At 42.3% G+C, this 22166-nt stretch carries 24 protein-coding genes; 2 read left to right on the plus strand and 22 right to left on the minus strand.

Annotated elements, in window-relative coordinates; translation table 11 throughout:
• Positions 1–4: 4 nt before the first annotated feature.
• From csrA to degS, 14 genes are all read right to left on the minus strand, one after another.
• The gene (gene csrA / locus WA279_RS14865) at positions 5–229 is read right to left on the minus strand and encodes a carbon storage regulator CsrA (RefSeq protein ID WP_033884178.1); all 225 of its coding nucleotides are present in this window, start codon (positions 227–229) and stop codon (positions 5–7) included.
• A complete protein-coding gene (gene fliW / locus WA279_RS14870; RefSeq protein WP_336155843.1) occupies positions 223–654 on the minus strand; it encodes a flagellar assembly protein FliW in 432 nt (143 codons plus the stop codon). The genes csrA and fliW overlap by 7 nt, the downstream gene beginning before the upstream one ends.
• 20 nt (positions 655–674) lie before the next feature.
• Positions 675–1250, minus strand: a complete 576-nt coding sequence (locus tag WA279_RS14875) for a DUF6470 family protein (protein ID WP_014481045.1) — start codon at positions 1248–1250, stop codon at positions 675–677.
• A 46-nt stretch (positions 1251–1296) separates the two neighbouring features.
• Entirely contained in the window at positions 1297–2193 is an 897-nt protein-coding gene (gene flgL, locus WA279_RS14880; protein ID WP_015714797.1) for a flagellar hook-associated protein FlgL, read from the minus strand.
• 10 nt (positions 2194–2203) lie between these two features.
• Positions 2204–3727: a flagellar hook-associated protein FlgK gene (flgK, locus tag WA279_RS14885; RefSeq protein ID WP_336155845.1), complete on the minus strand. Its 1524-nt coding sequence runs from the start codon at positions 3725–3727 to the stop codon at positions 2204–2206.
• 18 nt (positions 3728–3745) lie between these two features.
• Positions 3746–4228, minus strand: coding sequence for a flagellar protein FlgN (gene flgN / locus WA279_RS14890; RefSeq protein ID WP_251188233.1), 483 nt, complete (start codon positions 4226–4228; stop codon positions 3746–3748).
• A gap of 15 nt (positions 4229–4243) precedes the next feature.
• Positions 4244–4510 (minus strand): flagellar biosynthesis anti-sigma factor FlgM, encoded by a 267-nt coding sequence (gene flgM, locus WA279_RS14895; RefSeq protein ID WP_014478128.1) that lies wholly within the window; start codon positions 4508–4510, stop codon positions 4244–4246.
• A gap of 80 nt (positions 4511–4590) precedes the next feature.
• Positions 4591–5010, minus strand: coding sequence for a TIGR03826 family flagellar region protein (locus tag WA279_RS14900; RefSeq protein WP_003227995.1), 420 nt, complete (start codon positions 5008–5010; stop codon positions 4591–4593).
• Positions 5011–5083: 73 nt separating this feature from the next.
• A complete protein-coding gene (gene comFC / locus WA279_RS14905; protein WP_014481051.1) occupies positions 5084–5806 on the minus strand; it encodes a comF operon protein ComFC in 723 nt (240 codons plus the stop codon).
• On the minus strand, positions 5770–6066 hold the full coding sequence (gene comFB, locus WA279_RS14910) for a late competence protein ComFB (RefSeq protein WP_003227989.1): 297 nt from the start codon (positions 6064–6066) through the stop codon (positions 5770–5772). Before comFB ends, comFC begins: the two co-directional genes overlap by 37 nt.
• A gap of 59 nt (positions 6067–6125) precedes the next feature.
• On the minus strand, positions 6126–7517 hold the full coding sequence (gene comFA / locus WA279_RS14915; protein WP_336155848.1) for an ATP-dependent helicase ComFA: 1392 nt from the start codon (positions 7515–7517) through the stop codon (positions 6126–6128).
• A 105-nt stretch (positions 7518–7622) separates the two neighbouring features.
• A complete protein-coding gene (locus WA279_RS14920) occupies positions 7623–8468 on the minus strand; it encodes a DegV family protein (RefSeq protein WP_336155849.1) in 846 nt (281 codons plus the stop codon).
• 97 nt (positions 8469–8565) lie between these two features.
• Positions 8566–9255: a two-component system response regulator DegU gene (degU, locus tag WA279_RS14925; protein ID WP_003219701.1), complete on the minus strand. Its 690-nt coding sequence runs from the start codon at positions 9253–9255 to the stop codon at positions 8566–8568.
• Positions 9256–9337: 82 nt separating this feature from the next.
• Positions 9338–10495 carry a two-component sensor histidine kinase DegS gene (gene degS / locus WA279_RS14930; protein ID WP_003227983.1) on the minus strand — a complete coding sequence of 386 codons (1158 nt, stop codon included), beginning with the start codon at positions 10493–10495 and terminating at the stop codon, positions 9338–9340.
• A gap of 216 nt (positions 10496–10711) precedes the next feature.
• Here degS and WA279_RS14935 point away from each other — a divergent pair, with 216 nt between their 5' ends.
• Complete coding sequence (locus WA279_RS14935; RefSeq protein WP_003227979.1) at positions 10712–11365, plus strand: YigZ family protein; 654 nt, start codon at positions 10712–10714, stop codon at positions 11363–11365.
• Positions 11365–12540 carry a polyisoprenyl-teichoic acid--peptidoglycan teichoic acid transferase TagV gene (gene tagV / locus WA279_RS14940; RefSeq protein WP_047183275.1) on the plus strand — a complete coding sequence of 392 codons (1176 nt, stop codon included), beginning with the start codon at positions 11365–11367 and terminating at the stop codon, positions 12538–12540. The genes WA279_RS14935 and tagV overlap by 1 nt, the downstream gene beginning before the upstream one ends.
• A gap of 72 nt (positions 12541–12612) precedes the next feature.
• On the opposite strand, the gene WA279_RS14945 is transcribed toward tagV, so the two are convergent.
• The 8 genes from WA279_RS14945 to tuaB all read right to left on the minus strand — a co-directional run bounded on the left by WA279_RS14945 (position 12613) and on the right by tuaB (position 22162).
• A complete protein-coding gene (locus WA279_RS14945; protein ID WP_003227975.1) occupies positions 12613–13689 on the minus strand; it encodes an MraY family glycosyltransferase in 1077 nt (358 codons plus the stop codon).
• Positions 13690–13833: 144 nt separating this feature from the next.
• Positions 13834–15027: a teichuronic acid biosynthesis protein TuaH gene (tuaH, locus tag WA279_RS14950; RefSeq protein WP_336155947.1), complete on the minus strand. Its 1194-nt coding sequence runs from the start codon at positions 15025–15027 to the stop codon at positions 13834–13836.
• Between the two features lie 28 nt (positions 15028–15055).
• Positions 15056–15814, minus strand: coding sequence for a teichuronic acid biosynthesis protein TuaG (gene tuaG / locus WA279_RS14955; protein ID WP_003242619.1), 759 nt, complete (start codon positions 15812–15814; stop codon positions 15056–15058).
• 23 nt (positions 15815–15837) lie between these two features.
• Entirely contained in the window at positions 15838–16518 is a 681-nt protein-coding gene (tuaF, locus tag WA279_RS14960) for a teichuronic acid biosynthesis protein TuaF (RefSeq protein ID WP_017695313.1), read from the minus strand.
• A gap of 28 nt (positions 16519–16546) precedes the next feature.
• Entirely contained in the window at positions 16547–18013 is a 1467-nt protein-coding gene (tuaE, locus tag WA279_RS14965; protein WP_336155852.1) for a teichuronic acid biosynthesis protein TuaE, read from the minus strand.
• Between the two features lie 84 nt (positions 18014–18097).
• The gene (gene tuaD, locus WA279_RS14970; protein WP_336155855.1) at positions 18098–19483 is read right to left on the minus strand and encodes a UDP-glucose 6-dehydrogenase TuaD; all 1386 of its coding nucleotides are present in this window, start codon (positions 19481–19483) and stop codon (positions 18098–18100) included.
• A 61-nt stretch (positions 19484–19544) separates the two neighbouring features.
• Positions 19545–20714, minus strand: coding sequence for a teichuronic acid biosynthesis protein TuaC (tuaC, locus tag WA279_RS14975; RefSeq protein ID WP_015483770.1), 1170 nt, complete (start codon positions 20712–20714; stop codon positions 19545–19547).
• Positions 20711–22162, minus strand: coding sequence for a teichuronic acid biosynthesis protein TuaB (gene tuaB, locus WA279_RS14980; RefSeq protein WP_015483771.1), 1452 nt, complete (start codon positions 22160–22162; stop codon positions 20711–20713). The genes tuaC and tuaB overlap by 4 nt, the downstream gene beginning before the upstream one ends.
• Positions 22163–22166 lie beyond the last annotated feature (4 nt).

Here is a 22166-nt window from a genome sequence, read left to right on the forward strand (position 1 = left end):
ATCCTCACTTTTTTTGTGAGGATAATGCGGAGATCACATCGCTGGATAACGCTGCTGCACGGTTATTTTCTTCCTGAATGGTCAAGTAAATTTCTTTCCTGTGAATATCAATATGCTTTGGGGCGTCAATTCCAAGCTTCACTTGATCTCCCTCAACCGCAATCACTTTTACTTCAATATCAGCACCTATTTGAATCGCTTCGCTTATTTTCCGCGATAAAACTAGCATGATTCTCCTCCAATCGGATGCTTTGTCGTATATGAGGAATCGTGTAAAACGACTTGCTTAGCCATCATGTTCTTGCGATTCACAATAATGGGAGCCAATAAATTCGCAGTAGACTTTTCAAATGGCTCTGCCATAGTCAATATCGTCATGACTTCTACGTCTTGAATATTATCGATATCCAAAAGTTCAGCAGTTGATTCATCAAGGTCAAATTCATAATACTTAAAAAAGATAAACGGACTTACGACGATGAATGCAAGATTTTCTGAAGTGACGGACTGCAGTGCCACGAATGGAGAGTCTTCTGAAAGCGGAAGTATGACAAATTGTTTTTCTTCTAAAAAGCCTGGAATCCCGCTTTCAAAAAGAATGATTTGTTCTTCTTTTATGTTCATTTGGCCATGGTACTTCGTATGAATGATCATTGTTCACGATCCTTTTCTTTTTACTTTTCGGGTGATTCTTTCGGGTATTCTACATCTATATTTAAATCAGGGTATTGGAGCATGTCAACCTTAACATTTCCTGGCGTATATTCAACAATTGGCTTATGCGGCTCAGCCTGAATAACAGGCTTTCGCGGCGTAATCTGAACATCAAGCTGTGACGGGGTATATTGTATTTTCACCCTCGAAAGAGAAGGAGCATAATTTTCGCCTAATTGAATTTGGTGCATCTCAGAGTTCCTCCTTGCTTGCGAAGCGATTGGGTTACCTTTATTTTCAATTCTCATAAGCTCATCGCCTTCTTCTGCCGTGCGCGCTATTCCCTTCATTACATCCTCATGCCCTTGTTGGGCGGCTTCTTCAATTCTCTTGAAAACATGCTTTCTGTCTAATTCTTCCCATGCTTGTGTCTGGTCAATCGTGAGTTTTCCAGGTGTTACCGATATTTCCATTTCCGCACTCGGCTGTTCGATCTCTAGATCAGCTTGAGGCTGCTCCATTTTTAAGCTGGCAGGCGTCGTTGTTAAACCAATTTTTCCTTGAACACTATGCATAATCAATCTGGGAATCTGCATCACTCTACCTCCTGAACTATAAAAAAAGCGAACTCCTAAGAGCCGCTTACTTTAAAAAGTCAATCAATGTAGGCTGAACAATTTGCGCATTAACAGCCAGAGTAGCCCTGTGAACGCTTTGCTGCGCAATAAATTCAGTTATTACTTCTTCCAGTTCTACATCTTCATTATCTGATAACACTTTTGTAGCTGTTTCTTCTTGAGCTGACAGTCTTGTATTAACCAGTTCAAGACGATTATACCTCGCTCCAAGATCAGATCGTTCAGCACTCATGCCGTCAGAAAAATGATCAATATCATCTAAAACACTGTCCATGCCATCTAGCGAACCAGAATTTAGTGCTTTCTCAAAAGAATCAAGCATTTCAAATACATTCTGCCCGCTTTCAGAAGTGCCTCCAAAAGCTGACTTTGGATCTGAATTCACTTTCAATGACATATTATTTGATATATTGACTACGACATCAGCTGTATCAGAAATTGTATAAGTTCCGTCTCCGTTATCTGTAACCGGAGGCTTATCTGAATTTGTGCCATTAAAGATATATCTGCCGTTCACTTGTGTATTCGCAATATTTAAAAGCTGTTCCTTTAACTGCTTTACCTCTACGCCAATCGCTTGCCGCTCCGACTCGCCGTTTGTATCATTTTGAGCTTCGACCGCTAATTCTCTGACCTTTGACAAGATGTCAATTCCTTCTGTAATGTTTGTTTCTGTGTTTTCGAGCCAGGTAAAGGCTTGAGAAGCATTGCTTTTGTACTGCTGCACTTGAGACAGTTGCGTATTATACTTTAAGCTTTTCATTGCTACTACAGGATCGTCGGAAGCTTTTGAGATTTTTTTCCCTGAAGAAATCTGCGACTGGAGTTTATCCAGCTTCGAGTAGCTCGAACCGATATATCTCAGTGAGTTTTGCTGTATCATTCCTTGTGTTACTCTCATGCGACTCTACCTACCTTCCTCCAACACCCATGCCGTTGATCACTTTATCAAGCAATTCGTCTTGTAAAGTCACCATTCTTGCAGCTGCATTGTATGCGTGTTGGAATTGAATCATATTCGTCATTTCTTCGTCTAAAGAAACTGCGCTCATTTGCTGACGGTTTATGTCAGCATCATTTAGCTGTTTTTCTGTATTAGACGCCAGTCGATTAGCCTCTTGAGCTTCGATCCCTAGCTCGCCAATCAGACCCGCATAATAATCTAAAACACTAGTTTCTTTACCGTTAATGGTTATTTTACCGGTTAAAACATTTGCTAATTTTGTAGCATTTGCGTTATCGTTGGCTGCACCAGTCAGTGAGAAAGCAATGTTTGCGCCTTTTGAATCTATTATGCTGTCAGCTACTTTGATCTTGCCCGCTGCGCCCTTGGCAGGTTCAGTTTCACCGCCAGTAAAATCAAAAAAGTCTCCGCCTTGTTCACCGCTCTTGGTCACACCATTTCTGTGCACTTCATTGAAAGCTTTCGCGAATTCAAGCGCCATATTGTCAAGATCAGAAAGCATTTCCGGGTATACGCCCTTTTCTTGGCCGTCTGCTGTTATATACCCGTAAGACTCTATAAATCCTAAAAGGGATCCCTTACTGCTAAAGGACTCCGCCTGCACAGCTGTATCCCCGATTGAAATACTTGATACTAACCCAGTTTCATTATCATAGTTGGCTGCAAGTTCTGAAACCTCGTAATTTTTACCGTCCAAAACAGTTCCTAGCGACTGTTTATTTTTATCAAGGATTTCAATTGATACAGTTCCTTCAGCAGATGCAAGTGCATTCCCGCCTGATTTGTTGTAGCTGACTTTGATATCAACCATTGAGGATAATTTATCGATCAGCAAATCTCGCTGGTCATATAAGCCATTCGGAAGAAGCCCGACCGGCTCTACTTGTGCAATTTGCTTATTTAAACTGTTTAATTGAGAAAGCAGAGAATTGACATCCAACACAGTTGTATTTAGCTCTGCTTTTAAATTCGATTGGACATTTGTAAGTGATTCAGAAATATAATTAAACGTTTCAGCTACAGCTTGTCCTTTTCGAGCAACAACAGAACGTGCACTTTCTTCATTTGTATTATTCGATAATTCCTGCAGAGAATTCCAAAACGAATTGAGCACACTGTTCAAGCCGCTGTCATCTGTTTCATTTAAAACGCCTTCCATTTGGGACAGCGCTTTGGCCTTCGTGTCATAGTATCCGGCACTGTTGTTTTGAAGACGGTATTGGTAGTCAAGAAAGATATCTCTTATTCTCTCAACTGATTTTCCTTGAACACCTGTACCCATTTGTCCCGCTGTTTTTTCTGCGTTTTTAGATACAGCAGGGAAATAGTCAGTTGCCTCCAATGAGACCCGCTGTCTTGTATAACCATCAGTATTGGCATTTGCCACGTTATTTGCAGTAGTGCTTAACGCTGCCTGCTGAGCGCTTAACGCCCGCCTTGCAGTTTCAAGCCCCATAAAGGTAGATGTCATTTTCTGAATTCCTTTCTGCTAAGCTTTTGAATCAAACAGTTTCATTTTGCTGCTTTTCGGCAGCTCAGCTTTAATTGATTTGCTGTAATTGAAGTTATTTTCCTTAGGAACCAGCATATCGTACGAAATAGAGATGAATTGCAGGGCGTCTCTTGTCAGCTGCCTATTCATCTCATTTACTTTTTTCAGACGTCCGAGAACTTGAGAAAGAGATTCGTATAGTTGTTCCAGCTCTTCCTTTTCACTGCCTGAGGTTTTGGCGATACATTCGGAAATAGTATTATTTTCGCTATATCCGAGAAAGGCCGAAGTTGTTTTGATCCGGTCATCTTCTGTCTGCGTGATCGCTTGAATATATTTTTGCTCTTTTGTCAAAATGTTAGAAAGCTCTTTTGTTTTGCCGGCTTTGAGCGCTTCCGTCTTTTCTTCAGACAGCGTGAGCAGGTGCTCATGCAGAACGCAAAGTCGCTTCAATTGTTCAATAATTGCCTTCGCTGACATGGGCTTTCTCCTTTTTTATTGCTTTTTATAAAAATTAATCATATTTTTCGCGATATGATTTGCGTCTACTTTGTATGACCCGTTTTCAATTTGCGCTTTAAGCTGCGCAATTTTTTCCTGTCGTGAACCAGTGACTGCGTCGGATGCATGTTGCATTTCTTTAGCCTGTGATGAAATTTCAATTTTATCTTGAGGCTGTGCAGCAGTTTTTTGCACCGCTTGCTTATCATAATTTTTTTGATATGGATTAACGGATTGTGTTCCAAATTGATTGATTTTCATAGGATTCCTCTCGCTTTCCGTTGCAGTCTTTAAACAATCTTAACCCTTTTATCGACTGCGTTTTCAGTTAGTTTAGGGAATCAGCTGTTTTTGGTATTATAGGCATAGTATGTGTCTTTTTTACTATTTTCTTTCTCGATTTTCAGAGCATCCTCGTGGTTCAAATGATCCATTTGATCCTTAATATCGGACTGGCAAGCCTTGCAGAACTTGCCTTCTCTAATCGATGTCCCGCACCTTTCACAAGGGTATGCCAAATTAGGAAGATGAGTGATCTGAATTCGCTTCTGCCTGATGAATTTCAATATCAGCTCTTCTTCCACACCTGTTTCCTCAGTTATCCGGCTCAAAGTTGATTGCCGGTTTTCCTGTTTTCTTAAAAATTTATAGACAGTCTCAAATGATTTTTCTTCTTCCTTAATACACGCCTGACATACGGTTTGCAGCTTTGTTTTTAAAAATAAAGCATTGCATTTCGGACAATTCGCCAGTTCTCCCATCTTTTTTTCTCCTTATTAGATAATATGCCTGTGTCAATTTCTAGTGATTATATCGGCATAAAAACAGAATCATTTAGCTTCTGATCAAGGTAAAAGATGACACTGAAGCGGCTTTTCCTTTTTCTAATAAGCAGCGGGCTGCGAAGTGCAAGGTGGCGCCTGTTGTATAAAGATCGTCTATTAAAATGATATTCATACCTTCTGCTGAATTATTTTTTGTATCAAAAATGCGCTCTGACAGCAGGCGTTCTGTTTTCTTTTTCTTTGACTGTTTCTCATTATTCAGGCGAATGAGGGGATGGTGGGAAGGCCGGTCTAAACATTCTGCCAAGAGCTGTGCCTGGTTAAATCCGCGCTCTTCTTCCCTTTCCTTGCTCAGCGGAATAGGTACAAGAACAAAATGCTTATCGGGGTAAACCTTAGAAAAGGTTGAAGAAAAATCACTTTTAAATGCATTTATGATTTCTGCATCTCCTCTAAATTTAAAACGGGAGAGCGTTTCTTTCATCATATCATTATATGTGTAAACTGAACGGTTTTGACGCAATAGCAAACTGTCTCTGATCCTTGTTCTCCACACCTCGCAATCCCTGCATACGGCATGAACAGATTGAGGTCTGCCGCACAGGGGGCAGATATGTCCTGTGATTTTCTTTAATTTGCTTCTGCAAGAATAACAAACCTTTTCATCAGGCTTTAGTAAAAAAAGGGCTCTCCATGTAACATCTTGAGAAAATTGCGAATCACATAATAAACAGATCAGTTTATGAATGCCTCCTCCTGCTTCGTTTGACATAAATCGCTTGGACTCTCTGAAACTACGGCAGCAGATTCAGCCAAAATGACAAGCATTGCTGTGTTTTTTTGTTTATCTACCAGCTCAGCTTTCGTATAAGCGATCTTTTTAAAATCAGTAACGTAGGATGGACTCACTTTGTTTAAAGAAAGTGCCAATACATCGTTTTGGCATACTTGGCAAGTACAGGCCATATGAAGCTGGTCCATATATCGGTCGAGCAGTTCTTTCATTACGATTTCTTTTGAATTGACAAGCATTTTTACAGCTCCTCATCATCGGTTATATGAGTATACTGTACCACGTTTTCAAATAATGGCTAGTCTGTACATTCAACTTTTGCTGCCAATTCATTCATTTCTTTTATATGCTTTCTTGCATCGAGCATACTCTTTGTTTTGCCGAAGTGAAAGAAAATGACATCGCCGTCCGCATATTCTTTATGCCGGCCGGTTCTTCCTGCAATTTGAACAAGTGCGCTTTCCGTAAAGATAGGTGATTCCGCTCCTAGTACACCCGTTTGCACCTTGGGGACTGTGACGCCTCTTTCCAGTATTGTTGTTGTGATTAATAGATCGAGCTGACCATCTCTGAATTGCTGCACTTTCTCCTTTCTATGCTTGTCTTCCGCGTGCACAGATGCGGTTCGGCAATGAACACCTTTAAAGCACGCAGCAGCCTTTTCCAGAATAGAAACGGAAGGAACGAATAAAAAAACAGGCCTCCCTTCTTTTACATGAAACTCTATCCATCTTTTCACCGCTGGCGGAATTTTATTTCGGTTTAATTTCTTCTTCCAGTTTCCACACCATACAAAGCGCGGTTCGGGTAAAGGTTTCCGGTGGTGTCTTGCGGGGATGCGAACTGAATGTAACTGTCCGTTCAGTGCTTTTCTTTTTAATTCTTTAGGAGGTGTTGCACTTAAATAAACGAGGGTGCTGTTTTTCTTTCTTGCTTTTTGAACAGCGAATTGAAGGGTTTGATCAGCAGAATATGGAAAAGCGTCAACTTCATCAATGATCATAACATCGATTGCATCTTTATATCGCAAAAGCTGATGCGTAGTGGAAATCATAAGCGGAGATAGCCGCCCTTTGTCATCGCTTCCTCCGTAAAGCGCTGAAATGTCAGCACCCTGAAAGGCAGCCTTGAGCCTTGGAGCAAGCTCTAATACAACATCGGTGCGAGGTGTTGCAATACATACACGCAGCCCTTGATTTAACGCTGATTCTATACCAGGAAACAGCATTTCTGTTTTGCCAGCGCCGCAAACCGCCCAGATGAGGAGCTCTTCTTTTTTTGATATTGCTTCAATTAATACATTGGCGGCTTTTTGCTGTCCGCTTGAAAGCTTGCCATCCCATGTCAGTTTAATTGACTTCCAGTTTGGTTCATTTTCCTCTTCCCATGAATATAAAGGAACCTCCTCACTCACTCTGCCCATCATGACACAGGAACGGCAATACAGCTTATTCTTTCCAGATGAGTGATAAAAAGAAAAATACCGCTGATCAGTTTGGCCGCACCTATTACATCTATATCCCCGTTTATTTATGGATATAGAAATTTCAGCAGTGATATATCCATTCTTGATATGCCATTCAATCATCTCATCGGAAAATGAGAGCTCAGTCCTGAGCAAATGACGGCTTCGAAGCGTCTGCTGCAATTCTTTTGAAAAGGAACTGTTTTTTTCAACTGGCACATTCACATAGCACGCCTCCTTTCGAGACAGTATGCCTGAATGAATATTTTCTGTCCAACTATTAAAATAAGAATATAAAAAAATCTCCGCTCTAAAAACGGAGATTTGGCCTTATTTAAAACACCAGCAAATTCCTAGCGCACCTTCGCCCAAATGAGTGCCGATTACCGCGCCAAAATAGCTGTTATAAAATTCAACATGAGGATATTTTGCAGAAAGCTCTTCAATGATTTTCGCTGCTTCTTCCTCTCGATTAGCGTGGATAACAGCAGCTCGCATAGGCAACCCTTTACTCGCATCTTCGTCTAAAAGCTCATAAATTCGCGAAATTGCTTTTTTACGTGTGCGAATCTTCTCAAAAGGCACAATTACCTTATTGTCAAAATGAAGGATAGGCTTTACCTTTAGAAGACTACCAATGAAGGCTTGGGCGCTGCTTAATCGCCCGCCGCGCTGAAGATGGGCTAAGTCATCTACCATAAAATAAGCTCGAACTGTTTTTTTCATTTCTTCCAGTTCTTTTATAATATCTTCCGGCGATGATGCTCTGTTTTTGATTAATTCAGCAGCTTTAAGGGCATAAAAGCCTTGAGCCAAGCAGCTGATCTCTGAGTCAAATGGATACACATCAATATTGTCGACCATCGAATCAGCCGCTGCTGCACTGCTGAATGTTCCGCTGATCCCGCTGGAAAGATGGATACTGATAACCGCATCATAAGACTTGCCAAGCTCTTCATACAACGCAACCAGCTCGCCGATTGGCGGCTGAGAAGTCGTCGGGAGCTCATTATGTTTTTTCACTTCTTCGTAAAAGCTTTTCCAGTCCAACTCAATTTCTTCACGGTAAGTCTCCTCCCCAAAAACAACCTGGAGAGGGATCATATGTATCTGATGTTGTTCACGCATTTCTTTCGGAATATATGCCGTGCTGTCTGTTACGACTGCAATATTCATAACTTCGATACCTGCCTTATTGCTTTATAACTCTATTGTAAGGGAAACGGCAGCCTAAAAAAAGACCTGCCTAGAAAAAGGCAAGTCTCCTATTATACTATCTCATTTCTACCCAGCCATTTTTAATGGCGACCACAACGGCTTGCGTCCGGTCGTTTACATTCATTTTTTGTAAAATATTGCTGACATGGTTTTTAACGGTTTTCTCACTGATAAACAATGATTCACCAATTCCGCGGTTGCTTTTTCCGTCTGCAAGCATCTGCAGCACTTCACATTCCCGCCTAGTTAAAATATGTAATGGTCTGCGGATTTCAGGGTAAACCTCATGTTGAGGGTGTGCAGAAACTCCGCTTGTTGCAAGGCGGCGGAATTCGTTAACGAGGTTGTGAGTAACCTTCGGATGGAGGTAAGATCCGCCCTCAGCCACTACTTTAACCGCTTCAATTAATGTATCAGCATCCATCTCTTTCAGCAGATAACCTCTTGCACCTGTTTTCAGGGCATGTGTTACATAATTTTCGTCATCGTGAATTGATAGAATAATTACTTTAGATTCAGGATACAGCTCTACAAGCTGTTTTGTAGCTTCCACACCATTTACGTTTGGCATATTGATATCCATGATCACAACATCAGGATGATAGTGCTCAACAATACGAGCCGCTTCGTCTCCGTCATCACCTTCGGCTACCACTTCAAAGGTAGGTTCAAAATCCAATATCCGTTTAACACCTTCACGAAATAACTGATGGTCGTCGATAATAACAATGTTTACTTTAGTCACAAGCCACGCCTCCTTGTATTATTGTTCTATATACTCTAGCATTCGGTCAATATGCCTTTTGGCTCTATTTTACAAATCATAGTCAAAGAGATAACGGAACCTTAATCATAATAAATGTCCCAAGACCTATTTTCGAATCTATTGTCATCGTTCCTTCCAATAAATCTACTCTTTCTTTCATGCCCAGCAAGCCGAATGATTTGTTTTTCTTCTCTTTCGCTTCCTTCAGGTCGAACCCTTTACCGTTATCTTTTATCATTAAAATCACAAAATCCTTTGTGATCTCAACTTTGACTGTAATTTCTTCAGATTCAGAATGCTTTAGCGCATTAGACACAGCTTCCTGTGCGAGCCTGAAGAGCGCAACCTCAAACTGAGGCGCTAGCCTCTGATCCTCTGTTTCTCCAATGCACTGAAAATGTATTTTGACCTTCCCGTTATATTCCTCGGTTGTATATAGATATTTTCTTAAAGTTGGAATCAGGCCTAGGTCATCAAGGGCCATCGGTCTTAAATCATATATAATCCTTCTCACTTCGTAAAGGGCATTCCGAACATTTTGGCGTAGATTTTTAATTTCTTGGAATCCGTCCTCTGCGCCCCGGTCACGGAAAATCCGCTCGATTAATTCCGATCTCATCATAACATTCGCCAGCATTTGAGCGGGTCCGTCATGGATTTCTCTTGAGACTCTTTTTCGCTCTTCTTCCTGCGCCTCAATAATTCTTAAGCCGAAATCCTGTTTTGCCTGAGCATCAGCAAGAAGCAGTCCAACTTCGCGCAAATCCTGATTCAAGTAGTTGAGCACAACTGTAATTTGGCTTACTAATGATTCTGACCGCTCAATGATTTCCTGAAGCCCTAGCAATCTGCGCTCCAAATCGTCCCGCCGTTCGCGCAATTGCTTCTCACGCTGCTGGATCATCGTCAATTCTACCTGCAGCTTATGGGCTTTTTCATAAGCATTGCGGATCTCCTCTTCACTGAATCTATGAAAATTACGGCTGACCTCGGATAAACGGTTTCTCGCATGGCGGGTTTGCACTTCAAGTTTATCGCCAAGCTCGATCACTTCATACACCTGCTGTTTAATTTGTTTCAGTTCTTCGACCAGCTGTTCATACTGCTGGCGTGACTGCTCCCCAATTTGAAAAACCTCGTCCTTGCTCCCGTCAACGGTTTTCAGCATCTTCATCAAAATAGAATCCAGCACTTTGGAATCCATCTTTGTTTTATTCATAATTTCCCTCCGTCACGGCGTTGTCATATATTTTTATTATAAATGTAATTGATCTGCAAATTATGTCGAATTATAATGAAAGAATGCGTATATTCTAGAAAAAAACATTTTTATATACTATCTACTCTTTATGATACCAAAATACGCACAAAAATTCTAAAGACTGTACGAATTTGTATAGGCAGTCTTTTATGCTTAGCAGGAGGGTCAGCTAGCATGCTGCACAGCTATTTTACTGTGAAAGAAGCAGGAGAACACGAGATTGTTATAGAAAAATCGCGTTTTATCTGTCATTTAAGCCGTGTTTCTACCGAACAAGAGGCACAGGAATTTATACAGAAAATAAAGAAACAGCACTGGAATGCGACTCATAATTGCTCGGCTTATGTTATTGGCGAGAATGATCATATCCAAAAAGCCAATGATGACGGGGAACCAAGCGGTACAGCGGGAGTGCCGATGCTTGAGGTTTTAAAAAAACGCAGGCTGAAAGATACTTGCGCCGTCGTTACACGCTACTTCGGAGGCATTAAGCTTGGTGCTGGCGGATTAATTCGCGCTTATGGGAAATCAGTGTCTGAAGGATTAAATCATATAGGTGTTGTAGAACGGAAGCTTATGCGAATCATGCATACTTCTGCAGATTACACATGGCTTGGCAAGATTGAAAATGAATTAAGGGAGTCACAATTTCTGTTAAAGGAAATCCATTATTCAGAAAATGTTGAATTCGAAACATACGTCGAAGAAAAAGAAACAAACGCTTTTTCTGAATGGATGACAGAACTGACAAATGGAAAGAGTGATATTAAAGAGGGAGAGTTGACGTATCTTGAAAAAGCCGTCAATCACATAAAGGAGACTGAATAATGGCTGAACGCGTTAGAGTGCGTGTGCGAAAAAAGAAAAAGAGCAAACGCAGGAAAATTTTAAAAAGAATTATGTTATTGTTCGCCCTTGCACTATTGGTAGTTGTAGGGCTTGGCGGGTATAAACTTTATAAAACCATTAACGCTGCGGATGAATCGTACGATGCCCTATCCCGCGGGAATAAATCAAATCTTCGCAACGAAGTTGTAGACATGAAGAAAAAACCGTTTTCTATTTTATTTATGGGAATAGAGGATTACGCGACTAAAGGACAAAAAGGGAGATCAGACTCTCTTATTGTTGTTACCCTGGATCCCAAAAATAAAACCATGAAAATGCTGAGCATTCCGCGTGACACACGTGTGCAATTAGCTGGTGACACAACGGGAAGCAAGACGAAGATCAATGCCGCTTACAGCAAAGGCGGTAAAGATGAAACAGTTGAAACTGTTGAAAACTTCCTGCAAATCCCGATTGATAAATATGTCACAGTTGATTTTGACGGATTTAAAGATGTGATTAATGAAGTCGGCGGTATTGATGTAGACGTGCCTTTCGATTTCGATGAAAAAAGTGATGTAGACGAAAGCAAACGGATTTACTTCAAAAAAGGCGAGATGCATTTAAACGGCGAAGAAGCCTTGGCATATGCCCGGATGAGAAAACAGGATAAACGCGGAGACTTTGGCCGTAATGACAGACAAAAACAAATCTTAAACGCGCTGATTGACCGAATGTCAAGTGCAAGCAACATTGCTAAAATTGATAAAATCGCAGAAAAAGCCAGCGAAAACGTTGAAACCAATATTCGCATTACTGAAGGTTTAGCGCTTCAGCAGATTTACAGCGGCTTTACCAGCAAAAAAATCGACACATTGAGTATTACAGGTTCTGATTTGTATTTAGGGCCTAACAACACATATTACTTTGAACCTGATGCTACAAATCTCGAGAAAGTCAGAAAAACGCTTCAAGAGCATTTAGATTATACTCCTGATACAAGCACTGGCACTTCCGGTACCGGAAATGCAACAGACGGGACTGACAGCTCAAGCAGTTCTGACAGCACTGGCACAACAACTGATGGGACGACGAGCGGAAGCAGCTATTCGAATGACAGCAGCACAAGCTCAAACAACAGTACAACGAATTCAACAACTGATTCATCCTATTAAAAAATGCCCGGTCCTTTTAGAGGATCGGGCATTTTTGCGCAGAAAAAAACTCCGGCACATAAGCCGGAATTTTTAATTCCTTTTCACCAGCCGTTTATAAAACTTTGTAAACGGCTTAAATTTTTCATTCACGAGTCCTGTCACTTCTGCTATGATTTGCATAAAAATAATTAAAATGAAGATAATAAACAAAGAAAGCCAAATTGTGGCACTTTTAAGTACAATCGCACTGATACTGAAAATAAATCCAATCAAATAAATAACTAAGACCGACATCCGATGTGAAAGGCCAAAGGCCATCAGTCTATGGTGAATATGCGACTTATCAGGCGCTGAAATCGGCTGTTTGTTTAATATTCTCCTGATGATAGCAAATGTTGTATCAAAAATCGGTACGCCTAATATAATAATCGGGATAACGATACTGAACAATGTGACACTTTTATACAGGCCTAATAATGAAAGAATCGAAATACTATACCCTAAAAAAAGTGATCCCGTATCTCCCATAAAGATTTTTGCCGGGTGGAAGTTGTAAAACAAAAACCCCAGCGTGCTGGCAATAACGACTAATGAGAGTGACAGAATGAGCACTTTTCCACCGGATAGCGCCATGACAGCGATCGTGGACAGGCCGATAACAGAAAGACCGGCAGCAAGGCCATCCAATCCATCAATCAGGTTAATTGCGTTCGTGATGCCGACAATCCATAATACCGTCAGCGGATAAGCCATCCACCCTAACTCAAACCGTTCTGTTAAAAAAGGTACTGAGAAAAAGTCCATTTTTAAGCCAGTGCTTACAATCATAATGGCTACACCTAATTGAATCAAAAACTTAACTTTTGCACTTAATTGATATTTATCGTCAAGAATACCTAACACAATAATGATGAATGCTCCGACTGTAATTGCCGTCATCCTTGTTTCTGTGTAAATACCGGATGCAAGCACGCCTGCAACCACCCCGATAAATATGGCCAGCCCGCCCATGCGGGGCATGATTTTGTCATGTACTTTTCGATTGCTGGGCTGGTCAACTGCACCTATTTTAATCGCAATCCTTTTTACGATTGGGGTTATGATTAAAACTGTCAGCAGCGAGACAATAAACGCAACAACAATGCGAATCATGCGTTCGTCAAGCATAAAGAAGTCTCCTTTGGAATTAAATGAAGTCTTTATTTATATAGAGAACCGTTCCTTCCATTATACCTTCTCCTTAGTTATTATAACAAGCTTCATCAAAAAGAAACACGTATAATCAAAAAACGCGCATCCCAATTTATAGGACTACGCATGTTTTTGAATCCCTGTATATTTCATAATTTGTCTAAATAAGCAATTCCAATCTTGTGTGCGAGCGATGTTTCGGCGCATTTCTTTATAGGTTTCGTCTCCGTTTTGTTCGAGAACTTTTTCACAAGCTGCTATAAAATCAATTGGATGATCACCTTCTACATATTCGTATACATACGGCTTTTGCATTTTTGAGGTTGACGGAAGATTAGAGCCGACGACAGGTTTTCCTGCCGCTAAAAATTCAAATAGTTTCAGCGGAAACACAGCTTGATTATACGATGATTTTTTATAAGGCATGATGCCAATGTCAATAAGCTCCATAAAATGCGGAACTTCTTTCGGATCTGCCGGGCCGGTCCATATGACATTTGGAAGCCTCAGCAGCTCTTGAAACGAAACGTCACCATTGGTGGCATCCGGGCCAACCCATAAAAATGTCCAATCAGGCTTTTGCAGGGCGGCGGCTTCAATCATTTTAAAATCGAGCTTCGGTTTAATCCCGCCAATAAAACCTAACACTGTTCCTTCTCTCCCCTGCAGTATACTGCGATCGGGAGCTTGTTTATTTGCAGAAAACAGCTCATACTCCACACCGTTTTCCACAGTATGAACCTTTTCTCGTCCTGCAGTCAGTTTTTTGTCTACTTCCTTGTGAAGATAATCTGATGAACAGGTTATTGAATCTGCTCGTTGTATAATTCTCAGCTCTGCCGATTTAATGACTTTTTGCCGGAATTCAGACAGCAGATTTGATCGGCCGCTGATCGGCGCCGCCCATAAGTCACTGCAGTCATAAATGACCTCATCCCAAGGATACAGCGAAGACAGCAGCGGGAATCCCGGAAACGTGTACCATAAACAGCAGTGTTCCCCGTTTGCAGAAGCAGGTGTAAGCTCATCGAGTAATGGGGAGAGCTTATGTCTGTAAAAGACATCTGTATATCGTCCGAAACGAAACATTTTTTTCTGCAGCAGGTCTTTGACAGCGAATTGCCTGATGCCAGAATGGACTTCCTGAAACTCTTTCCCTTGGGCACGCGGAGCCGGACATACCCAAATAACTTCCTTCGTTTCCTCCTGAGCAGCTAAAAATTCTGCCAGCCGGTGCCTTCTGTATCTCAATTGGTCTTTTCCCCATTCAGCAGTGGCAACGATGACATGAATGATTGCTTCTTTTGTTTCCACCTTCATCACCTTTTCTCTCTGTTTGCGGCTATAATCTTTTTTTCACCGCGTTTTTTGCATATTGAACAAAACACCATGTTGCTTTCATAAAATGAAGCCGTTCGATCTCCCTGTAGACAAACCACGTTTTTTTCGCAGCCTTCCATTTGTTGCTGGAAATTGAGTTATTGACAAGCCGATATTCAGCCAGGCATTCATTCATTCCATAGGCAGTAAATCCTTTTTTTAAAAGAGACAGCCATGTGGCTAAGTCCTGTCTCGTTCTGATATTCGGCATTTGGATCTGTCCCGTTTGCTCCCTGTCAATCATCACCGTCAAGCAGCCGATAATTGTATTTTTCAGGGCGTCATCGTACGTCAGGCTTTCCGGCGCATGAATAAATTTATCGAGCGGGGTCCCGTCCTGCGCCATTAAGCTGTAGCCCGTGAAAGAAAACGCACAGGAGCGCTCCATCATAAACTCAAGCTGCTTTTCCAGTTTGTCTTTTTTCCATTTGTCATCACTGTCCAAAAATGCTACGTAGCGCCCTTGAGCGCGTTCCAACGCTTTGTTGCGAGCAACCGCAGCTCCGGAGTTCTCTTCCAGATACACCACATGAATTCTTTCGTCTATTTTTTCATACTGCTGTAAAATGTCGCGGGTCCCATCCGTTGAGCAATCATCCACGATAATCATTTCCCAATGAGGATGGCTCTGATCTAATACCGAATGAACCGTGTCTTCAATATAGTCACGCGCATTATAGGAAGGTGTAATGACAGATACGAGAGGTTTCCAATTGGTCATGATCACATCTCCATCGTATGATTTTAAAAGGATTCCCTGAAAAATTCAGGAATGACAACGAACATAAAGGCAATCGTAAGGCCAATCATAACGCCGAGAACTGCTTTCTTTTTCGGAGACATTCCGCCGCCTGCTGTCTCACTTACGGTTTCGGAATCAGTAACACTTGCCGCTTTCAGGTTAAGCTGTGTGTTTTTGAGCTCATATAAAAATCTCTCTTTATCCACTTTGGAATCCTCGCTCACCGACTCGCCTTCAAGCGCGTCTATGCTGCTGCGGATGACGGCTTCTCTTTCTGCATACAGCTTTTGATCATTTTTGAGGAAGGTGGAGGATATGGCGTTTAAGACAGATTCCGTTCTATCCTTATCCTCGTCGCTATAGCTTAAAGTCAGTAACGATTTGGATTCCGTTTTGATGGTAAGCTTCTCTTTGATCTCTGCTACATCTTCATCCTTTTCATCAGGAAGCGCCTCCTTCAAAAAGGAGTCGCTCTTTAATAGTAGCGGAATCTCTTCTGTGCTGTTATAAACCGGATGATCATAGCTCCCCACAGCCAAAGTATCTTCAGCTGTATAGCTCTTTTGATCAGCGATCTGTGACGGCAGGATATACCCCGCCGCACCTAATATAATTGGCACCGCTATGATCCAAATAATATTTTTTTTTATGCGACGGGCTATTCTTATCAATATATCGTTCATATAAGTCTCCCTGCTTTTTGTAGTCTGTTTATCTGTACATCGGCTCAGGTATTTGTCTGGATCGCCTTAACACATTCACGGCGGCGATGACGAGCGCCATAAACACCCAATGGAAAAATAAATTTGAAACAGAGCTTGGGCTGATACTTGATACCAGGAAACTGACCATAGCGGTAATAAGTCCTTCTGTGATCAGTTTTGACTGATTTTCTAATTTTCTTTCATAAAACTTGTAAAGCACCCATATGAGGTAGGCATAAACGGACAGATATCCCAGCATGATGAACAAGCCAAAATTAGCAAGAATTTCAACAAGCCAGTTATGCACCTCTGCCACATTGTCAGTATCATATACAGCATAATGCTCAAGATAATAGGATACATTTCCTGCTCCGACTCCGAATCCGTATGAATCAAGAAAAAAATGCCAAGCGTTTTTCAGCAGATTTGCCCGAGCCACATTTGATGGAAGCCTGTCATGAAATGAATGCAGCGTCTGCGGGGCCAGAAACAGCTCCCAAAACTTTGAATAGATTTTGCTGGCGAAAAGAACTGCGAAAAGAGCAATTCCTGCCGCCGACAGCCATATAGCCATTTTCTTTAAAACAGGCGGCAATACAATGAAAATGTAGACAGCAATACCTGCAAAAATCCCCAGAAGGCTGGCTCTTGAACCAGTGGCAAAAATTAAATACAACGCACAGAGCGAGAGCACAAGGCCAATTGCCTTGATGTATCCATTCTTAATGTTTTTCATCATCGTGATGTAAAAAAAGAAGCTGATGGATAAAAAGGTCGCAAAGTCATTTTGATTAAAAAAGACCGATGTCGGATAATGCTGCTTATACTCCGGTCCGCTGTACAATGTGGAACTCGCAAGATGATGGTGGGTGATATGATTGTAAAAACCAATGATCATCAGAAATACCGTCATCACCAGCCAAATGGCATAAACAATCATCAGCCGCTCCATTTTTTGCACGTACATGACAATAAGATAAATGAAGAAAATTCCCATTGCCAATAAGGCTAAATACTTGAGGCCAACTGTTACCGACTTGGCCCACAGCAGAGAAACAAGGCCATATATAAACCAAAAGGCGAAAAAGAGCAATATCCCTTTTACTTGCAGCCCATGCCATCTTTCAATATGGGTTCGATTCCGAACCATGCCGAAAATATGAAGGCAACCCGCTGCAATGAGCAGAAGCCGGTAAAGGAACAAACTGAAAAATCCAAGATGAATAGCAAAAAATGCATTATTTAAAAAAGTGCAGCCGATCAAAATATAGATTACAGCCATAAAGAGCCGTTCTTTTGTTGTAAATGCGGTTGCAAGCGTCAGTAAAAACAGGCCAATTGCCAACACCGCAAGCACAGCAGCCATCTGCATGAAACCTATATCTTTATGGATGGCTCCCAGCAATAGGACGACTCCAAATATAGCAGCGGCCAGTAACGCTAGCGTATGGACCGCTGATCGTTTGATACTCACATGTTTAACCCCTTTCCTGATGTTTCAGGAGCCGGCGGCCGAGCCTAGCAGCCGGCAGCTTCAACCAAGTAACACTTTTTCTTTTTATAAATTGACGCTTCCCAAGTCTTTAGCCAATTCTTCAAGCGGCAAGCCCGGAAAATACTTGTCAGAGGGTTCCGTTCCCCGAACAGCGGGACGGCCGATAGAGTGATAAATGTATCCGGCTGCCTGCATCTCTTCAAGTGAAAATAAATTTCTGCCGTCGATGATGACTGGCTGTTTTAAGAGGGTTTTCACTTTTACAAGTTCCATTTCTTTCACTTCCGGCCAATCCGTTAAAATCAGGCATGCATCAGTGTCCTCAATCGCAGCATACACATCTGTGTAATACTCGACCTGTTCGCCAAGGATCGCTGAAGCTTCAGGAATAGCAATCGGATCGTATGCTTTTACATGGGCGCCCAGCTGCTGCAGCATTGGGATAATATCAAGCGCTGGAGCTGATCTCACATCGTTCGTATTCGGTTTGAAGGCTAATCCCAGGACTGAAATAGTTCTCCCTTTGACGGTTCCCATAACAGTCAAAAGTTTATCTACAATATGAACACGCTGCTTTTCGTTCGTTTCAATGACAGCTTCGATGAGCTTGAATGGATAGCCTGCCGATTTTGCGATTTGAAGCAACGCGGTTGTATCCTTTGGAAAACATGAACCGCCGAATCCTATACCCGCTTTAAGGAACTTTCTGCCGATACGGCTGTCAAGACCAACACCATCAGCAACTTTTGAAACGTCTGCGCCGACTCGCTCACAAATGTTTGCGATATCGTTGATAAAGGAAATCTTTGTCGCCAGAAATGCATTCGCGGCGTATTTAATCATTTCTGCACTTTCTAGGTTTGTTTTAATGACAGGAGCATGGAATGGCTGATGAAGTTCCTCAATGATGGCAGCGGCTTTATGACTTGTTGAACCAATTACGGCACGCTCCATATTCATCGTGTCATGAATCGCTGACCCTTCCCGAAGGAATTCAGGGTTAGATACAACATCAAATGAGTATCTCCCCTTTGAGGCTTTTTGAACGATAGATTGCACCAGTTTCCCTGTTCCAACCGGGACTGTGCTTTTATTTACGATCACTTTGTAGCCGTTAAGATGCTCACCGATTGTTTTCGCCGCCGCTTTGACGTACGTTAAATCAGCTTCACCTGTTTTGGACATAGGCGTTCCGACTGCAATATAAATAATATCTGAGGCCCGAATGGCAGACGGGATATCGTTCGTAAAGGTCAAGCGCTGATCCAGCACATTTTTTTCAACTAAGTCTGCAAGCCCTGGTTCATAGATTGGGATTACCCCATTTTTCAGACTTCTGATTTTTGATTCATCGATATCACAGCAAACAACTTTATTGCCGATCTCCGCAAAGCAAGTGCCTGATACGAGTCCTACATAACCTGTTCCAATGACAGCTATTTTTTTCACAGCGCTCAACCCTCTCCTGTAAAATGATCTTCCTATTTATATTGGTCGCAGTGTCTTACGATTAAACGGACGTTTTCGTGACCGTCTGATACTGATGATGCAAGGCCTTGGCGTTTTTTCCTGCGTCAAATTGAGCCTGCACGGTTTCATACAAGTCATCTGCTACTTCCGGCTTCCAAATTTGCTCATGTTCGTACCGAGTGATCGCTTCCGCCAAGGCTTGAGCGGATTTCGGTTTAATCAGCAGATGTTGGTGCTTTCCGAATAAAGACGACACTCCGCCAACATCCGTACAGATAACAGGAACCCTTAGCGCCAGCGCCTCAATCACAACAGTCGGCATCCCCTCACTGTAAGAAGGAAGCACGAATAGATCTGCCGCAAGTAAATAGTCTCTTACATGATGATTCGGCACTTGGCCTGTGACGATATGCCCCTTCTGCGTCAGCGTCGATTTTGCGGGACCATCCCCGACAAAGACTGCCTGAGGTGGGTCCTGCAGCGATTCGATCGCTTCAGACAGTTCAAAAATGCCTTTCTCTCTGACCAGCCGGCCGACATAGACAGCCAGACGCTGATCAAGCGGGAGTCCGAGTCTTTCTCTGATTTCCTCTTTCGTCTCCTCATTCTCCTGAAAACGGCTGAGCTGTATGCCAATTGGCAAAACCGAGCTGTCAAAGCCCGAAAGCTTTTTGGCTTCTTCCTGAAGCTTGTGGCTGACTGCTAAAACAACTGACGCAGAACCTACGGCACGCTTGAAGGCTTTAAACGCTCCTTTGCTATAATGCGGATAGACATTCACATCACTGCCATGCAAGGTCAGGATATAAGGAATTTGCGCTGACTCTGACACGACTGCCGCAGCCCCGCCCGATGGCATGGCAAAATGAGCATGGATCAGATCCGGATATAGGTCGCGCTGTTTCATTGTTTTTAAAACGGCTGATGCGATTCTCCGATGAGGCTGCGCCCACTTCAGCTGGCCGGGAACTGCCCGATAGAAAGGCCGGTAAACCGGTATCCCTTTTCTAATCTCATACTCCGGTCTGGCATCCTTTTTTCGATATGTCTTTTTCAGCATGCGGACAGGTGCTGAATGAAAAGGCCGTGGGCATATCACAGTGATATCAAGCCCGAGTTTTTGCAGCTCTTGCACCTGTGTCTCATGAAACACACCCTCTCCGGGTTTCATACTGCTCGGATATACGCTTGTGATCCACAAAATCTTCATGACAAACGCCCTTTTCTTAGTAGTTTGTTTTTCGTTTGAGGGTACGCTTTTACCAAAAGAAAGAGATAGCACAGCGCCCCGGCCGCAACTGAAATGGCCAGCCGCATTTCTGCCTGCATACTGAAGTGTTCGGTACTGAGGCTTACACCAAACGCGATGATGCCCATCGCCGCAGTAATCAGAAATGGCTTCATAATCGACTGGAAATAAGCTGAAAGGTTAAGCTTGATGACATATGCCAGGAGCCAGCGCCCGATCAGGAAATTAACAACGCTGATAATGGCATACACCCATGCGACTGTCAGCAGGCTTCCCGTCTGTACAGCTGCAAACAGTGATAATCCGTACAGCAGCAGTACGCCGGAATCCCAATAAAACGCTAAGTCAGCTCTTCCTTTTGCCAGCAGTACAGATCCATTTGGATTCATGAGCACTCTTAGTATCCCGACAATGGCCAGAACATTCAGGATCGGAACAGCAGCAAGCCACTTTTCTCCGAAAACCGCTGTGATAAAGGCGTCTGACACAGACACGAGCCCGATTAACAGCGGAAACGAAACAAGCGCCAGCATTTTTGTCATATTCAGAAAGCCTTCTCTGATCACGCTGTTTTCATATTTGTTTTTTGCGAAAACAGGGAATGCCACCCGTGTGACAATCGGATTGATCTTCAAAACCGGAATGGTGACAATCTGATAAGCGAGGTTATAAATCCCCAATGCTTCAGCACCAATAAACCGGCCGATCAAAATCATGTCGATATTTGCTCCCAGCCTGTTCACAAGACGGGATGAAAGCTGAAAAGCTCCAAAAGAAAAGAAATCCTTCATGCCTCTCAAATCAAAAACAAAAGCAGGATGCCACTTTTTTCGGTATACAGCCCAATATAAAATCCCTTTACTGGACTGCAGCAGGACTTGAGAAATCACGTACGCCAAAATCGCATCCATCATAAAAACCGCTATCGCTAAATATCCGAATGACAGTACATTTGAAAAAATCTCTATTTTGCTTAACGTATTAAAATGCAGCTGCTTTTGCAGCATATACTGATATTGCTGTCCAATTGGCGCGATCAAAAACATAATCGCCAGAATCCGAACCAGAAACACCAGCTCTTCTCTTTGATAAAATCCCGCAATGACAGGACTGCTCACATATAAAAGAACAAACAGCAAAACGCCCGTCATAATGTTAAGCCAATACAATGTTGACAGCTGGCGCTCCGTCGCGTCGTCTCTCTGAATTAATGCTGCGCCAAAACCCATATCGAGCACAATCTGGGCGAAAACTGTAACCGTTGTGATCATGCCGACAAGCCCAAATTCTGTTAAGGTCATCATATTTCCAAGCAGGGCAAACTGAACAATTTGTATGATTGTAATACACATGGTTGAAATACTTGTCCACTTTGCACCGCTCATGATTTGTTTTGTAATACTTGGCATCATA

This window comes from Bacillus sp. 204(2023) (assembly GCF_037027505.1).
Lineage (GTDB): Bacteria > Bacillota > Bacilli > Bacillales > Bacillaceae > Bacillus > Bacillus subtilis.